We start from the raw sequence: 16,009 nt of genomic DNA, 5'->3' as shown, positions 1-16,009 counted from the left end.
GGGCGTGGACAGCAATCGGGTGCGTCTGGACCTTTAAGCGGCGAAAACGATAGAGTTGCAACCATCGGGGTAGCTCCCACCCCGACAAGCCAGTCAGTTCGATGATGGAGACGAGAATGATCCACCCGGCGCCGCCAGCGCGACATTACTTGCGACGATCGCTCGCGCTGGGGTCAGTGCTCGCGCTGCTGCTCGGTGGCGCCGCAGTCGCGAACGCTCAAGGATTGGTCAAAGGCGTCCAGGAAGGGGCGGCTGCCGGGAATAAGGCGGCCGGCCCGGTCGGTGGCGTGCTCGGCGGCGCGATCGGCGGCGTGGTCGGCGTCTTCACCGGCGTGCTCGGCGTCGGCAACAACAACAATGCCAATCAGGCGCCGGCCGCCAAAGATGCCAGCAAGGATGCCGGCAAGGACGCCAAGCAGCAGGGCGCGGGCAAGGACAAGGATGCCAAGAGCGCCAAGGAGAACGCCAAGGCGGGCAAGGGCGCCAAGGCCAGCAAGGAAGCCAAGAACGCGCCGAGCGCGCCGCAGGACAAGGACAATAAGGACGTCACCGTCCTCACCCAGCCCGGCGCGCCGCAACAGACCGCCGAGCAGATCGTGGCCAACAGCGATTCCTATATCGAGCGGATCAAGACCGAGCTGAACCTCACGCCTGACCAGGAGAAGCACTGGTACGGCTTCTCGAGCGCAATGCACTACTTGGGGCATAATGGTGCAGAGCGACTCAACCTGCGGGTTGCGCGCGCCAAGCGCGATCCGCCCGACGACATCATCGAGCAGATGCGCAACGAGGCGCAATTCCTGATCGACCGGGCGGCTGATCAACGCAACGTCGCCGACGCCGCCGAGCCGCTCTATTCGAGCCTCGATGACAAGCAGAAGCAGGTTTTCATCCAGGAGATGGTGCGCCTCAGCCACGAGCGCGGACTGGATTGATCAAGTTGAATCGGATTGCGGGCGCCTGAATTAACGGCGCCCGCCACGAATTCGTGAATCCTCTCCGCAATTCGGGTATGATTAGCTTCGCGAGGCTGACTGCGGGGTTGATATGGCGGACGGACTCTCCGTTTTCCTGGTCGAAGACGAGGCGTTGATCCGGATGATGATGGCAGACATGGTGGTTGAGCTCGGCCACCACGTCGTCGCGGAAGCGGACAATGTCCGGGACGCGAGCGCCTTTGCGATGACCGCGCAATACGATTTCGCCATCCTCGACATCAATCTCAAAGGTCTCTACGTCGATCCCGTCGCCGACCTGATCGAGCGCCGCGGCAAGCCGTTCCTGTTCGCCACCGGCTACGGGCCCGAATTGCTGCCGTCCTTGCTCCGGCGCAGGCCGATCCTGCGCAAGCCGATTTCGATCGATCAGCTCAAAGCGATGATCGATTCGTTGTTTCCGGAAGCCACAACACCGGCGCCGCTCTGAACAACGACGAAGCGCCGCGCCGGGCGACGGCGAAGACGCCGCGCCGAGCGACGGCAAGTGCCGCGCCGGGATCGCGAACGAAAATGGCCGCCCGTGGGGGCGGCCATTTCACGAAAGAAATCCGTCGCGGCTCAGATCAGGCCGGCACTGAGATCGATGCCGCGCGCCATCAGGCCGAACGAGGCGAAAAGGCCCACGCAGCAGAACAGCAAGATGGTCTTGAACGAAGAACTGGCGAAACGCGTTTCGGCGACGGCCGGCATCGCGGCGAGCGAAATCATGCTCATGTTCATTCCCCCCTTTGTTGATCCTGAATTGCATCAGGTGAGGGAACTCTTAGAGCAAAAAGTTTGACGTGAGCTTGCGAGGGATCCTTAACGGAATCGCAACCGGCACGCATCAGCGCGCGTGCTGTCCTCGGATCGCAAGTCTCAGCTGCGGCCGTTCCTCAGTACGGTAGCGATGGTCTGGGCGGTCATGGCGGCGCGATCCGAGGCGCGCTGGGCGGCCAGCCGGTCTCGCGCCTTCTCCTCGATCAGGAGCTCGATCAGGGCGAGCCGCTTGTCCTCGTCGTCCGCCTCGGTCAGCAGGCGGTGATAGCGGTGATAGTCGAATCCAACGTCCTGCTTACGCATGTCACGCCCCCCGCAACCAACGCCACACACTCGGCGGATTGTTTCCCATGGGAAACAATCGGGCAAGCACGATCCTGCGTGGAACCTGGCTTTGGATGCAATCAGCTGTGAATTAGTTAACGGACCGGGACGGTCTCCGCCGGCTGCGCTTCAATCCGGATTGTGGTCGGCGAACATCTTCAGGCCGAGGAAGCTCGCATCGGGTCTGGTGACCAGACGGGTCGGAATGTTGCGCAAGTAATCCTGGAAGCGTCCCTTGGCTTCGAAGCGGGCGCGGAAGGCCGAGGCGGCGAGGAACTCGGGAAAGCGCGGGACAATCCCGCCGGCGATATAGACGCCGCCGCGGGCGCCGAAGGTCACCGCGAGATTGCCGGCGACCGAGCCGAGGGTGGCGCAAAACATCTCCAGCGTCGCGCGGCTATGTGCACAACTGCCGTCCAGGGCCGCCTTGGTGATGGCAGCGGCATCGCGCTGCGGTACCTGGGCGCCGTCGACCTCCGCGAGAGCTTCGTAGAGGCTTTGCAAGCCCGAGCCGGACAGCGCGCCGCGCTCGATCGAGACATGGCCGAGGCGTCTGCGCAAGCACGCGATCACGCGCTCCTCGCGCTCGTTCTCGGCCGGCAGCGTCGCATGTCCGGCTTCGGTGACGACGGCCAGGCGCGCCCCGTGGCGCTCGACCAGGCAGGAGACGCCAAAGCCGGTTCCAGGCCCGACCACCAGCAGCGGTTCTCCAGGCAAGCCGTCCTGTCCGCCGAGCGGGATCAGATCGGCAGGCTGCAAGGCGGGCAGGGACCAGGCCACAACCTCGAAATCGTTGAGCACGTGGACGCTGCCGAAGCCGAGCGCCGGCTGGAGCTCGTTGCCGTCGATGACCCAGGGGCTGTTGGTCATGACGCAGCGGTTGTTGGTGACGGGGCCTGCCACGGCCAGCACGGCCCGTCGCGGCGGCTCGCCGCCAGACTTGCGTGCCAGCACATCGACGATGGCTTCCCGTACGGTCGGGAAGTCGGCGACCTTCACGTAATCGATCGGCCCTGTCTGGTCGCCATCGCGCTGGCTCAGCGCGAAGCGCGCATTGGTGCCGCCGATATCGGCGAGAAGAATTTGTCCTGTCTTGCCGATACCCATGGCTCTGTGGCTGCCGCGGCCTTGCCGGCCCTCGGGAACCCCTGCCTCCGTTCCTGATCCGATCCGCAACTGCGCGGACGGTCCGAGAATCCTCGCTTGATTGTGCCTAGTCAACACGGACAAGGCCAAACCGTTGCATCCTGGCATGCCTCCTGGTCGTCAGCGCGCTATCGCCCACGCGGTCGGTGGTTGCGAAGTTGCGCCGGAAGGTCGACATTGGACGCAGCATTCGGCGCTCGGCGAGGGGTGGGTGGAATGGGACCTTGCGATGAAGATTTCTGACCGCGACGTGCTGCTGGTGATCGATGTCCAGAACGATTTCTGCACCGGCGGGGCGCTGGCCGTGCCCGACGGCGAGAAAGTCGTGCCCGCCATCAATCGCATCGCCCAAAAATTCACCAATGTGGTGCTGACCCAGGACTGGCATCCGGCTGATCACGTCTCCTTCGCGCCAAACCACGCGGGCAGGCAGCCGTTCCAGACCATCGAGCTGAACTATGGCACCCAGGTGCTCTGGCCGTCGCATTGCGTGCAGGGCACGGCCGGCGCCGAATTCCACCGCGAGCTGGATGTCACCAGGGCGAGCCTGGTGGTGCGCAAGGGCTTTCGCCGCGGTATCGATTCCTATTCAGCGCTGTTCGAGAACGACCACAGGACGCCGACGGGCCTGCTCGGCTATTTGCGCGAGCGCGAGCTGAAGACCGTCTTCGTTGCGGGTTTAGCGCTGGATTTCTGTGTCCGTTTTTCGGCGGAGGATGCCCGCAAGGCCGGGTTCGAGGTCGCGGTGATCGAGGATGCCTGCCGCGGCATCGACCTCGACGGCTCCGTGGCGGCGGCCCATCGGAGTTTTGGCGAGCTCGGCATTTCCGTCATCAGCTTCGAGGCGTTCCTGTGAGGAGTGCGAGATAGACGTGGCGCAGAAGACAGGCAAACAGCCGGGTGGACCGGATCACATCCCCGACGACCCGCTGCTGTGGCCGTTTGCAGCGGCGCGGCTCGCTATGGATGCCTGCTTCTGGTGGATGGAGCGTGGGCCGGCAGAGCCGGCCGACACCAGCCTGCCGTCGACGACGCCGAGCAGGGTCGCACTGGAGCTTGCGACCATGCGCCTGCGCGATTGCACGATGGACCGGTCCGGCCAGCCGGCGCTGGTCTGCGCGCCCTATGCCTTGCATCGCGCCCTGATAGCCGACTTCGCGCCCGGGCACAGCGTGGTGCAGTCGCTGCAAAATGGCGGCATCGACCGGGTCTATCTCACCGACTGGCGGTCGGCGACGTCAGATATGCGCTATCTCTCGATCGACAGCTATCTTTCGGATCTCAACGTCGCCATCGACGAGATCGGTGCGCCGGTCGATCTCGTCGGGCTGTGCCAGGGGGGCTGGCTGTCGCTGCTCTATGCCGCGCGCTTTCCCGCCAAGGTGCGGCGACTGGTCCTGGCGGGCGCCCCAGTCGACCTGTCGATCGACTCGGCAATGTCGCGGCTCGCCCGCAACGCGCCCGGTATGGTCTACGACCAGCTCGTCGCGCGTGGCGGTGGCAATGTCAGCGGCGAGGAGATGCTGCGCTTCTGGTCGAAAACGCCAAGTCGCGAGGATATCGCAGCCGCTTTGCAGAGGGAGCTCTCGGACGAGGAAGGTGCGGCACTGCTCGCGCGCTTCGATCAGTGGAATGTGGAGACCCTCGATCTGCCCGGGACTTATTATCTGGAGATCGTCAACTGGATTTTCCGGGAGAACCGGATCGCCGGCGGCGACTTCGTCGCGCTTGGCCGAAAGGTTCGTCTCAAGGACGTCAAGGCGCCGATCTTCCTGCTGGCCGGGCTTGACGACGAGGTGGTGCCGGCGACGCAGGCGCTCGCCACGGCCCAGCTTGTCGGTACGCCGCCCGCCTTCATTGCGGCGGCGTCCGAGCCGAGCAACCATCTCGGCCTGTTCATGGGTGCGCGGACCCACGCGCATGCCTGGCCCCGGATCGCGGAGTGGCTGCGGAACGATCTGTCCGGCGTCCTGGCCCGCAGCGCCTGATATCGCCAGCGCTGGACCGGCCGGGGCGCAAATCCGTTATGCATGATGGCGGATGGCCTGCACGGGGCTGAATCGATGGGCTACATATGACCGGAGCTGACGGCGGCGGCCGGCCGGAAGAGATTTAAGGGTACTGCGCTCGATGACTTTCCACTCGATCTACACCCACGGATTTGCGCGCGTGGCAGCCTGCGTGACCACCTCCCATGTGGCCGATCCCGCGGCCAATGCGAAGGCGATCCTGGCGGCGGCCAATGCCTGCCACGAACAGTCGGTGGCGGTGGCCGTGTTTCCCGAGCTGTGCCTGTCCGGTTATGCGATCGAAGATCTGGTGAAGCAGGACCCGCTGCTTGATGCTGTGGAGCGCGGGCTCGCCAGCATCGTCGAGGCCTCGACCGCTCTAATGACCGTGCTGATCGTGGGTGCGCCACTGCGCTTTGGCCACCGCATCTACAATTGCGCCGTCGTCATCCATCGCGGCAACGTCCTTGGCGTCGTGCCGAAATCTTACCTGCCGACCTACCGCGAGTTCTACGAGGGACGCCATTTCGCCTCCGGCGCCGGCATCGCCGGCGAGGCCATTGCCTTTGGCGGTCTGCACGCGCCGTTCGGCGTCGACCTGCTGTTCGCGGCCGAGGACGTCCCGGGCCTGACCATCGGCGTCGAGATCTGCGAGGACATGTGGATCCCGGTGACGCCGGCCTCGGAGCTCGCGCTGGCGGGCGCCAGCGTGCTGATCAATCTCTCGGGCAGCCCGATCACGATCGGCCGGGCCCGCTCGCGCGCGCTGCTGTGCCAATCGACCTCCGCGCGCTGTCTCGCGGCCTATGTCTATTCCGCCGCGGGCGCCGGGGAATCGACCACGGATCTGGCCTGGGACGGCCAGACCTCGGTCTACGAGAACGGCGTGCTGCTGGCTGAAGGCGAGCGGTTCCGCCAGGGCGGCCAGATCACCTATGCCGATGTCGACCTCGATCTGCTCCGGCAGGAGCGCGCGCTGATGGGCACGTTCGACGACAACCGGCGCCAGCGCGAGGCCTTCTTCCGCAAGGTGACGTTCGCCCTGAAGCCGCCGGCCGCCGATATCGGATTCCTGCGCAAGGTCGAACGCTTTCCCTTCGTGCCGAGCGACGAGAGCCTGCTCGAGCAGGATTGCTACGAGGCCTACAACATCCAGGTCGCCGGCCTCGTGCAACGCATGCGCGCGACCGGCACCAAGCGCGTCGTGATCGGCGTCTCGGGCGGCCTCGACTCCACGCATGCGCTGATCGTCGCCGCCAAGGCGGTCGATCTGCTCGGCCTGCCGCGTGAAAACATCCTCGCCTACACCATGCCCGGCTTCGCCACCGGCAGCGAGAGCAAGACCAATGCGCTGGCGCTGATGAAGGCGTTGCAGACGACGGGGCAGGAGCTCGACATCCGCACCACGGCGACGCAGATGCTGAAGGACATCGGCCATCCCTTCGGCAAGGGCGAGAAGGTCTACGACGTCACCTTCGAGAACGTGCAGGCGGGCCTGCGCACGGATTATCTGTTCCGCCTCGCCAATCATCACGGTGGTATCGTCATTGGAACCGGCGATCTCTCCGAGCTCGCGCTGGGCTGGTGCACCTATGGTGTCGGCGACCAGATGGCGCATTACAACGTCAACGCCGGCGTGCCGAAGACGCTGATCCAGCATCTGATCCGCTGGGTGATCGCCTCGAAGCAGTTCAGCGGCGACGTGAACCGGACCTTGGGCTCGATCCTTGCCGCGGAAATCTCGCCCGAACTGGTGCCCGTGCAGCCCGGCGAGAAGCCGCAGAGCACGGAAGCCTCGGTCGGCCCTTACGAGCTGCAGGATTTCAACCTGTTCTACACGCTTCGCTTCGGCATGCGGCCGTCCAAGATCGCCTTCATGGCGCTCCAGGCGTGGAGGGACGTCGGCAAGGGCGAATGGCCACCGGCGTTCCCGAACGACAAGCGCAGGGCCTACGATCTTCCCGAGATCCGGCGCTGGTTGGAGGTGTTCCTGCGCCGATTCTTCGCCTTCAGCCAGTTCAAGCGCTCGGCCATGCCGAACGGTCCGAAGGTGTCGGCCGGCGGTTCATTGTCGCCGCGCGGCGACTGGCGTGCGCCGTCGGATTCGAGCGCCGCGGCCTGGCTCGAGGATCTCGAGCGCAACGTGCCGAACTGATTGGCGCGGCGGATCGATATTGCTGGGAGCGATCTGATGTCGGCCGGTGAAAGCGCGGAAGCGGGTGAAGGGGCCAGCGTCGTCAACGGCCTCTACATCTTCGACATCGAAATGCGCGACGGCAAGCGCGGGCAGGCGAAAGGCGTGGTCGTGCTCTGCGACGGCCGCATCATGGGTGGCGACAGCTATTTCTATTACACCGGCAGCTACACCTTCCGGAACGGCAAGTGGCGCGGTGACATGATCGTCAATCAGCACACCGAGGCAGTCGGCAGGACGCTCGCCTTCGGAGGCAGGGAGGTGACCTGCGGTTTTTCCGGCGACTATTTCCCCGGCGGCGCCGAAGTCGAGGGAATGGCGCTGGTCGGCAAGACCAGCGTGACGTTCACGGCGCGGCTGACGCTGAAGGATGCGATGTGAGCTGACGCTCACCTCGAGCTTCGTCGCGGCAAGCATATGTGGATTCAGGGATATGCTGGCGTGCTCGCGCTGCTGGAAAGCGCGAGGTCCGGAGTGCCTAGGAGTCCGGACCTCGCAACCTTGCCCCAGCCTTCGATCCCCCGCCCCATGTGGTCCCCCAACCCCTTGGTGCGCGATCAGAGGGTGATGCCCCTGGAAGTGGCCGCCGATCGATGTCGCGCGATGTACGCGAGATCGAAATAGGATTCCATTCCGGATCACTACGGACACGATTGAGCTTGCTTCTGCGGCAAACTGCACGTGCCTGCATCGACGGCAGCACGGCTGCACAAGATCGATGCTGGCGATGCGCAGGATGTCCACATCTGCTCGACGCGGCCGAATCTCGGTTTCACGGGCCTGTCATTGAACTGGTCTAGCGCTGCTCCTCGTCATCGCTGACGACCGAAGGAGCAAGCCATGTCGAAGCCGGTGTTGGGCGCCGCATTGTCCATCAGATCGATCCCCGCGCATCGCGACTGGCTCCTCGAGCGGCAGCGCGATCTCGAGATCCAGGATTTTTTCCGCGCCGATCTGCTCGACGGTGACTGGCGTAGCGCGGCCGGCGAGATCAAGCAGATGCTTGCCGGTCACACCGGCCGGCTCGGCATTCATGGGCCTTTCTGGGGCTTCAAGATCGACAGCCACGACCCGATGATCCGCCAGGCCGTGACCAAGCGCCTGCTGCAGGGGCTGGAAGCCGCCGAGTTCCTCGGCGCGACGCAAATGGTGATCCATTCGCCGTTCACGACCTGGGACCACAACAATCTCGATCTGTATCCCGATAACCGCGCAAATATCGTCGAGCGCGTCAAGGCGACGCTCGCCGAAGTGATCGCGCGCGCCGAGACGATCGGCTGCGAGATCGTCATCGAGAACATCGAGGACAAGGATCCGCGCGACCGCGTGCGCCTCGCCAAGGCGCTCGAAAGCAACAAGGTCCGCGTCTCGCTCGATACCGGTCATGCCAACTACGCCCACATCTCCACCGGCGCGCCGCCGGTCGACTATTACGTCGAGACCGCCGGTGACATGCTGACGCATGTGCATCTCCAGGACACCGACGGCTTTGCCGACCGGCACTGGGCGCCGGGCGAAGGCAATATTCCGTGGGTCGCCGTGTTCCGCGCGCTGGGACGGCTGACCTCCAACCCGCGGCTGATCCTCGAGCTCCGCAACCACGACGACGTCCGCAAGGGCGCAGCCCATCTCGCCGCGCTCGGTCTCGCCGAATAACCGACATCACAGAGGGCAGGGCTTAAGCCATGAGCAAACTCACCCGTCGCACCATCCTGAAGTCCGGCGGCGCTGCCGCGAGCACGCTTCTCCTGCCGCGCTTTGCGATCGGTCAGGCCGACAACCGTCCGTCGGTGACGATCGCCGTACAGAAGGTGACCAATTCGAACGTGCTTGACGTGCTGCGCGAGCAGTCCAATGTCGGCGAGCGCGTGTTCTTCTCCTCGATCTGGGAGGGCCTGATCTCCAAGAACTGGCGCGGCAGCCTCGAGGCCGTGCCGGGCCTCGCCACCGAGTGGCGCCGCATCGACGACCAGACCGTCGAGGTGAAGCTGCGCCAGGGCGTCAAGTTCCACAACGGCGACGAACTCACGGCCGAAGACGTCGTCTTCACCTTCAGCCGCCAGCGCATGTTCGGCGAGACCGAGGCCAAGAGCCGCTCCACCATCCAGGCCTTCGAGAAGATCCCGACGCCGCGTCCCGGCAAGGAGCTGCCGCCCGATGTGCCGGCCGTCGCCCGCCGTATCTGGCCGGACCTCGTCCGCGTCGACGCCGTCGACAAGTACACGGTGCGCTTCTACAACGCGACGCCTGATGTGACCATCGAAGGCCGGCTGTCGCGCTACGGCTCCGACATCATGAACCGCCGCGCCTGGGAAGAGTCCGCGAGCTATCTCGACTGGGCGCGCAAGCCTGTTACGACGGGTCCGTACAAGGTCGTCGAGCTCAAGCCCGACGTGTCGCTGACGCTGGAAGCACACGACGAATATTGGGGCGGCCGCCCGCCGCTCAAGCGCATCCGCTTCCTCGAAGTGCCGGAAGTGGCAAGCCGAATCAACGGCCTCTTGTCGGGCGAATACCAGTTCGCCTGCGACATCCCGCCGGACCAGATCGCCGGCATCGAGAAGAATGCCGCCTTCGAAGTGCAAGGCGGCACCATCCTCAACCACCGCCTGACCGTGTTCGACAAGAACCACGCCGTGCTCGCCAATCCGCTTGTCAGGCGCGCCTTCACCCATGCGATCGACCGCCAGGCGATCGTCGACAGCCTGTGGGCCGGCCGCACCCGCGTGCCGAAGGGCCTGCAGTGGGAATTCTACGGCGACATGTTCAACGCCGACTGGAGCGTGCCGGCTTACGATCCGAAGCTCGCGCAGGATCTGCTCAAGCAGGCGAATTACAAGGGCGATCCGATCCCTTACCGGCTGCTCAACAACTACTACACCAACCAGGTCGCGACCGCGCAAATCCTGGTCGAGATGTGGAAGTCGGTCGGCCTCAACGTGCAGATCGAGACCAAGGAGAACTGGTCGCAGATCATGGAGCGGGCGCCGACCCGCGCCGTGCGCGACTGGTCGAACTCGGCTGCTTTCAACGATCCGGTGTCCTCGCTGGTCGCCCAGCACGGGCCGAACGGCCAGCAGCAGCAGATCGGCGAATGGACCAATGCCGAGCTGAACACGCTCTCGGAATTCCTGGAGACCTCGACCGATCGCGCCGCGCGTAAGAAGGCGTTCCGCCGCATGCTGGAGATCGCCGAGCGCGAGGACCCCGCCTATACGGTGCTGCACCAGAACGCGACCTTCACGGCTAAGCCGAAATCGATCAAGTGGAAGGCCTCGCCCGCCTTCGCGATGGATTTCCGCGCCGGCAATTTCGAGGCCTGAAGGTGTCGCCGCTGGTCAGCATCGAAGGCCTGAGCGTCGCTTTCAACGGCGTGCCGGTCTTGCGTGGTGTCGACCTCGCTCTCGGCAAGGGCGAGGCCCTCGGCCTCGTCGGCGAGTCCGGCTCCGGCAAGTCGGTGACGTGGCTCGCCGCACTCGGCCTGCTGCCGCGGCATGCGAAGATTTCGGGCTCAGTGCAGCTCGACGGGCGCGAACTGCTGGGCGCGCCGGCCGCCGAGCTCGACCGCGTCAGGGGCGGGCGGGTCGCCATGATCTTCCAGGATCCGGCGAGCGCGCTCAACCCGGTGCTGACCATCCGCAAGCAGCTCTGTGAGGCGCTGGCGCTGCATCGCGATCTCCAGGGCGAGACCGTGAAGGCCGAAGCGAAGCGGCTGCTCGATCTCGTCGGCATCCCCGATGCGGCGCGGCGGCTGTCGGCCTATCCGCACGAATTCTCCGGCGGTCAGGTCCAGCGCATCATGATCGCGATGGCGCTCGCGGGAAATCCGGACCTCCTCATCGCGGACGAGCCGACCACCGCACTCGACGCCACCATCCAGGCGCAGATTTTGGAGCTGCTCTCCACCATCCGTCGCGAGATGGACATGGCGATGGTGCTGATCAGCCACGATCTCGGCGTCGTCGCCGAGAACTGCGACCGTGTCGCGGTGATGTATGCCGGCCGCATCGTCGAGCAGGCCCCCAGCAACCAGCTCTTCGCCGATCCCGTCCACCCTTACGCGCAGGGCCTGATCGGCGCGCTGCCGCCGCTCGACGGACCGCGCCGTCGTCTCACCGCCATTCCCGGCACCGTGCCCGATCCCGCGCACATGCCGACCGGTTGTGCCTTTGCGCCGCGCTGCACGCTGGCGACCGATCCGTGCGGTCTTGCGGCACCAACCCTCGCGCCCATTGCCAATGACCGCACCGTCGCCTGCATCCGCGCCGAGGCCTCTCGCCGCGCACTGCTCGGGATCGCCGCCGAATGAGCGCACCGCTCGTCGAGGTCCGCGCGATCTCCCGCAGCTACAGCATGCGCTCCGGAATGTTCGGCCGAGCCACGGCCGTGCATGCGGTCGACGGCGTGTCGCTCACGATTCCCAAAGGTGAGACGCTGGGCCTCGTCGGCGAGTCCGGTTCGGGCAAATCCACCACCGGTCGCATCGTGCTCGGCCTCGAGCCGCCCGACCGCGGTGAGGTGCGGTTTGGCGGCAAGCCGATGGCCGCGCTAGGGATGGCCGCGTGGCGCACGCAGCGGGCCCGCATGCAGATGATCTTCCAGGACCCGCTGGGGGCGCTGGACCGGCGGCTGCCGGTCGCCACACAGATCCGCGAGCCGCTCGACATCCACGGCGTCGGCACACCCTCGATGCGCGAGGAGCGGGTGCGCGAATTGCTGCGCGCAGTCGAGCTCACGCCGGCGCATGGCGCGCGCTATCCCGGCGCGCTCTCGGGCGGACAGCGCCAGCGCATCGTGCTGGCGCGGGCGCTGGCGACGAAGCCGGATTTCCTGGTCTGCGACGAGCCGGTCAGCGCGCTCGACGTCTCGATCCAGGCGCAGGTGGTGAACCTGCTTTGCGATCTCCAGGCGCAACTCGGGCTGACTTTGCTGTTCATCAGCCACGATCTGCGCGTCGTCAGGCAGATCAGCAACGTCGTCGCGGTGATGTATCTCGGCCGCATCGTCGAGGTCGGCAGCGCCGACGATCTCTTTGCGCGGCCCGAGCATCCGTATACCCAGGCGCTGGTCTCGGCCTCGCCCGCACCAGGCCGTCGCAGTGCCGGCCGCATCGTGCTGGCTGGCGATCCGCCGAACCCGGCCGCGCGCCCGCAAGGCTGCGCCTTCCATCCGCGCTGCCCGCACGCCATCGCGCGCTGTGCGAGCGAGGTGCCGGCGCTCTCGGCCGTCGGCGGTGACAGACAGGTCGCCTGCCATCTCGTCACCGGCGCCCAAACGCGGGACGCGGCGTGATGGGACGCTATTTCGCCATTCGCATCGGGCGCGCAGCTCTGACGATCGTGCTCGTCGTCACCTTTGCCTTCGTCGTGCTGCGGCTGTCGGGCGATCCTGCCCTGATGATTTTGGGACCGGAGGCACCGCCCGAGGTGATCGCCGCCTTCCGAAAAGCCTGGGGCCTCGATGATCCCATCTGGTTCCAGTACCTCGATTACTTCAGCGCGATCGCCAAAGGCGAGCTAGGCCGCTCCATGCGCGACGGGCGGCCCGCGATCGAGCTGGTGCTGGAGCGCATCCCGGCGACGCTTGCGCTGACGCTGCCGGCCTTCTTCTTCAAGGTCGCGCTCGGCGTTCCCGCCGGTATCTACGCGGCGCTGCATCGGGGCTCGGGAATCGATCGCGCGGTGATGATGACGGCGGTCGCCGGCTTCACCGTGCCGAGTTTCGTCCTCGCGCTGCTGCTGGTCCTTGTCTTCGCCGTGCAGCTCGGCTTGCTGCCCTCGGGCGGACAGGACAGCTGGCGCCATGCCATTCTGCCGATCACGACGCTCAGCCTCGGCGGCGCCGCGGTGCTGGCGCGCTTCACCCGCAGCGCGATGCTGGAGGTGCTGGGCCAGCCCTATATCCGCACGGCCTCCGCCAAGGGCGTGCCGTGGCGCAAGGTGGTGACATCGCATGCGCTGCCGAACGCGGCGATCCCGACCGTCACCATTCTCGGCTTCATGGTGGGCACGCTGATCGCCGGCGCGGTCGTGGTCGAGAGCGTGTTTGCCTGGCCGGGAGTAGGGCGGCTTCTTGTCGTTGCGGTTGCCAATCGCGACCTCGCGGTCGTGCAATGCATCCTGCTGCTGGTCGCGATGACCATGGTCACGTCCAACCTGGTCGTCGACTTCCTCTACGGCTTCCTCGACCCGCGCCTGCGCGCCAAGGGGGCCCACGCATGACCGACGCCACGCTGAAGGACACGGCTGTCCGCCGCCGCATGAGCCTGCCGGCGATTCCGGTCTCAGTCGGTCTCGCGATCACCTGGATCGTCGCGATGCTCCTGATCGCTGCTTTTGCCGAGAAGATCGCCCCTTACGGCTTCACCCAGCTCGATTTGCGCAACCGCCTCGCGGCACCCGGCAATGTCGCGCACTGGCTCGGCACCGACGAGCTCGGCCGCGATGTGCTGTCGCGGCTGCTCGTGTCGATCCGCATCTCGCTGCTGATCGCCTTCGGCGCCACCGCGATCTCGGCCATCGTCGGCACAACGCTTGGCTTCCTGGCCGCGCATTTCCGCGGGGCCGTCGAGCAGCTCGTGCTGATGCTGACCGACTTCCAGGCCAGCATGCCCTTCCTGATCATGGCGCTCGCGGTGCTCGCCTTCTTCGGCAATTCGCTGCCGCTGCTGATCGGCCTGATGGGCCTGTTCGGCTGGGAGCGCTATGCCCGCATCGCCCGGGGCCTTGCCATCTCCGCCAATGCGCAAGGCTATGCCGCAGCCGTCCGCCAACTCGGGGCGACGCCGTCGCGGATTTACCTCCGGCACATCCTGCCCAACATCGCCTCGACCCTGATCGTCTCGACCACGCTGGTCTTCCCCGAGGTGATCCTGATGGAATCCGGCCTGTCCTTTCTCGGCCTCGGCGTGCAGCCGCCGATGACCAGCCTCGGCAACATGGTCGGCTATGGCCGCGAGTACCTGACCCGGGCCCCCTGGATCATGCTGGCTCCGGCGACAACCATCGTCGTGACCACGCTGGCGGTCTCGGTCATCGGCGACTGGCTGCGCGACCGGCTGGATCCGACGCTGCAATAGCGCGACTGGCTGGAGCCGTGGGCCGATTTGCCGCCGCTTCTAGCCTTGGTCTAGCCTTGGACCTCCGGCTTCTTGCCGCGCCCGAGCGCGAATTGACCGACCGGGCCCTCGATATGGAATTCCAGCTCCGTCATTTTCGCGAACAGATCGATGTTGGTGCTGCCAATGGCGCAGCCGCCGAGGCCCATGTCGGTCGCCGCCAGGTAAAGCGTCTGAATCAGGCTGCCGACATCCTTCAGGATCAACGAATATGCGATCGAGCTGTATTTCCAGGAGACCCGCCCAAAACGCGCCGCGATCGTGATGAGGATTTGTGGCTGACCCGGCGCGTCCATGGCGAATTGGGCAGCGGCCAAATGCGCCTTGAGTTGTTGGGGGGAGGCGCTGATCGCGACTAGCGCATGGCTCCCTGCATCATAGTGGTAGAGTCCGCGCGCAAGCCCGTCGCAGTTCGCGACGGTAAGGTACAATTCGAGTTCGTACGCGCTGCCCGCCGACGGATAAGGCCTTGTGCTGTAGGTGACTTCGGAACCGCCCTCGAAATACGGTTCGCTCTTCCATTCGGACACGACGCGTGCGGTGGTGTCGAGAAACTGTGCGAGTTCGCCGAGCGTGACCGGATGCTTGTCGTCGAAATCCCGTGTTGAATGGCGTTCGCGCAGCAGCTTCGGGAAGTGGGAGTTTGGCTCCGCGGAGGAGAATTTGCGCAGGTCAATCTTGCTGCCGGCCCAGGGCGGACGCACCGCCGGTGACGGCGGAACGACGCCGGCATAGGTGAAGGCGGCGCCGACCGGGTTGGCTTGCCGACCCTCCGTGCTCCGCGTGTGAAACACCAGATCGTGGAAATCCCAGAGAACGAGATTGCCGTCGCCTTCATTCACCCGCAAGCCGTCGCCGCCTTTCGCATCGAGCTTGAGCAGGATCTGGCTGTCCAGCAACAGTTCGAGCAGATGGAGGGTGGAGGAAGCCATCTTCTGGTTGAGCTTGCCGATCTTCCGAGGCTGCGACAGCGCAGCAAGGGTGGCGGCGATGGCGGGATCGCCAATCCGGAACAACGCGCCGGCGCGTGGCGATTCCAGCACCAACTCGTTGCCGCGCCGGCGCAGAAAGGCAAAGCGCGATAGCACAATGGTGTCACGACTGCCCAGCTTCGCGCGCCGCGGCCAGTATTCGGGGACTTGGGGCTCGATGACCACGAAGTCCTGCGTGCCACGCGAAGAGGAGAGGCGGTATTCCAGAAGCCCTTGCCGGGCCAAGCGATGCACCAGTGCGTCGATTTCCCTGGCGAGGATGCTCTTGCCTGCAAAAGACGCGAGCGGAAGGCCGGTGCTCAGATGTCGCGCCCGGTCTATCGCAGCCTCGCTGAATTGCCCGAGGTTGACGGAATAGTCGCCGAGAGAGGCGGCGATGTTTCCGTCCGGCTGCATCTGGAGGGAAAAGCGATGGCTCAATCGGGCAGCAATCTCCGGCGCCATCTTCCTGGTCGGCTTTTTCCGGGGAG

The 16,009-nt window shown here is 65.5% G+C and carries 16 protein-coding genes; 12 read left to right on the top strand and 4 right to left on the bottom strand.

The window, feature by feature from the left end; translation table 11 throughout:
- The first annotated feature begins 116 nt into the window (after nt 1–116).
- Both N2603_RS22430 and N2603_RS22425 read left to right on the top strand, forming a co-directional pair.
- Nucleotides 117–935, top strand: a complete 819-nt coding sequence (locus N2603_RS22430; RefSeq protein WP_260424064.1) for a Spy/CpxP family protein refolding chaperone — start codon at nt 117–119, stop codon at nt 933–935.
- 112 nt (nt 936–1,047) lie between these two features.
- Nucleotides 1,048–1,425: a response regulator gene (locus N2603_RS22425; protein WP_260424063.1), complete on the top strand. Its 378-nt coding sequence runs from the start codon at nt 1,048–1,050 to the stop codon at nt 1,423–1,425.
- 131 nt (nt 1,426–1,556) lie between these two features.
- On the opposite strand, the gene N2603_RS22420 is transcribed toward N2603_RS22425, so the two are convergent.
- From N2603_RS22420 to glk, 3 genes are all read right to left on the bottom strand, one after another.
- A complete protein-coding gene (locus N2603_RS22420; protein WP_260424062.1) occupies nt 1,557–1,712 on the bottom strand; it encodes a hypothetical protein in 156 nt (51 codons plus the stop codon).
- A gap of 144 nt (nt 1,713–1,856) precedes the next feature.
- Entirely contained in the window at nt 1,857–2,060 is a 204-nt protein-coding gene (locus tag N2603_RS22415) for a hypothetical protein (RefSeq protein WP_260424061.1), read from the bottom strand.
- Nucleotides 2,061–2,210: 150 nt separating this feature from the next.
- Nucleotides 2,211–3,188, bottom strand: coding sequence for a glucokinase (gene glk / locus N2603_RS22410; RefSeq protein WP_260424060.1), 978 nt, complete (start codon nt 3,186–3,188; stop codon nt 2,211–2,213).
- Between the two features lie 268 nt (nt 3,189–3,456).
- On the opposite strand from glk, the gene pncA reads away from it, so the two are divergent.
- The 10 genes from pncA (at nt 3,457) to N2603_RS22360 (ending at nt 14,508) form a co-directional block, all read left to right on the top strand.
- On the top strand, nt 3,457–4,083 hold the full coding sequence (gene pncA / locus N2603_RS22405) for a bifunctional nicotinamidase/pyrazinamidase (protein ID WP_260424059.1): 627 nt from the start codon (nt 3,457–3,459) through the stop codon (nt 4,081–4,083).
- Nucleotides 4,084–4,099: 16 nt separating this feature from the next.
- On the top strand, nt 4,100–5,215 hold the full coding sequence (locus N2603_RS22400; protein ID WP_260424058.1) for an alpha/beta fold hydrolase: 1,116 nt from the start codon (nt 4,100–4,102) through the stop codon (nt 5,213–5,215).
- A 142-nt stretch (nt 5,216–5,357) separates the two neighbouring features.
- Nucleotides 5,358–7,391 (top strand): NAD(+) synthase, encoded by a 2,034-nt coding sequence (locus tag N2603_RS22395; protein ID WP_260424057.1) that lies wholly within the window; start codon nt 5,358–5,360, stop codon nt 7,389–7,391.
- 36 nt (nt 7,392–7,427) lie between these two features.
- Nucleotides 7,428–7,811: a GrlR family regulatory protein gene (locus tag N2603_RS22390; protein ID WP_260424056.1), complete on the top strand. Its 384-nt coding sequence runs from the start codon at nt 7,428–7,430 to the stop codon at nt 7,809–7,811.
- A gap of 459 nt (nt 7,812–8,270) precedes the next feature.
- Nucleotides 8,271–9,086, top strand: a complete 816-nt coding sequence (locus tag N2603_RS22385; protein ID WP_260424055.1) for a sugar phosphate isomerase/epimerase family protein — start codon at nt 8,271–8,273, stop codon at nt 9,084–9,086.
- Nucleotides 9,087–9,115: 29 nt separating this feature from the next.
- Nucleotides 9,116–10,753, top strand: coding sequence for an ABC transporter substrate-binding protein (locus tag N2603_RS22380; RefSeq protein WP_260424054.1), 1,638 nt, complete (start codon nt 9,116–9,118; stop codon nt 10,751–10,753).
- Between the two features lie 2 nt (nt 10,754–10,755).
- On the top strand, nt 10,756–11,739 hold the full coding sequence (locus N2603_RS22375) for an ABC transporter ATP-binding protein (protein ID WP_260424053.1): 984 nt from the start codon (nt 10,756–10,758) through the stop codon (nt 11,737–11,739).
- Nucleotides 11,736–12,722 (top strand): ABC transporter ATP-binding protein, encoded by a 987-nt coding sequence (locus N2603_RS22370; RefSeq protein WP_260424052.1) that lies wholly within the window; start codon nt 11,736–11,738, stop codon nt 12,720–12,722. The genes N2603_RS22375 and N2603_RS22370 overlap by 4 nt, the downstream gene beginning before the upstream one ends.
- Nucleotides 12,722–13,651: an ABC transporter permease gene (locus tag N2603_RS22365; RefSeq protein ID WP_260424051.1), complete on the top strand. Its 930-nt coding sequence runs from the start codon at nt 12,722–12,724 to the stop codon at nt 13,649–13,651. The genes N2603_RS22370 and N2603_RS22365 overlap by 1 nt, the downstream gene beginning before the upstream one ends.
- Nucleotides 13,648–14,508: an ABC transporter permease gene (locus N2603_RS22360; RefSeq protein WP_260424050.1), complete on the top strand. Its 861-nt coding sequence runs from the start codon at nt 13,648–13,650 to the stop codon at nt 14,506–14,508. Before N2603_RS22365 ends, N2603_RS22360 begins: the two co-directional genes overlap by 4 nt.
- 50 nt (nt 14,509–14,558) lie before the next feature.
- Here N2603_RS22360 and N2603_RS22355 read toward each other — a convergent pair whose 3' ends face one another.
- Nucleotides 14,559–15,983: a SagB/ThcOx family dehydrogenase gene (locus N2603_RS22355; RefSeq protein WP_260424049.1), complete on the bottom strand. Its 1,425-nt coding sequence runs from the start codon at nt 15,981–15,983 to the stop codon at nt 14,559–14,561.
- Nucleotides 15,984–16,009 lie beyond the last annotated feature (26 nt).

Source organism: Bradyrhizobium huanghuaihaiense (assembly GCF_025200885.1).
In the GTDB taxonomy this organism is placed as follows: domain Bacteria; phylum Pseudomonadota; class Alphaproteobacteria; order Rhizobiales; family Xanthobacteraceae; genus Bradyrhizobium; species Bradyrhizobium huanghuaihaiense.
This window is presented reverse-complemented; position numbering and strand designations above follow the sequence as displayed.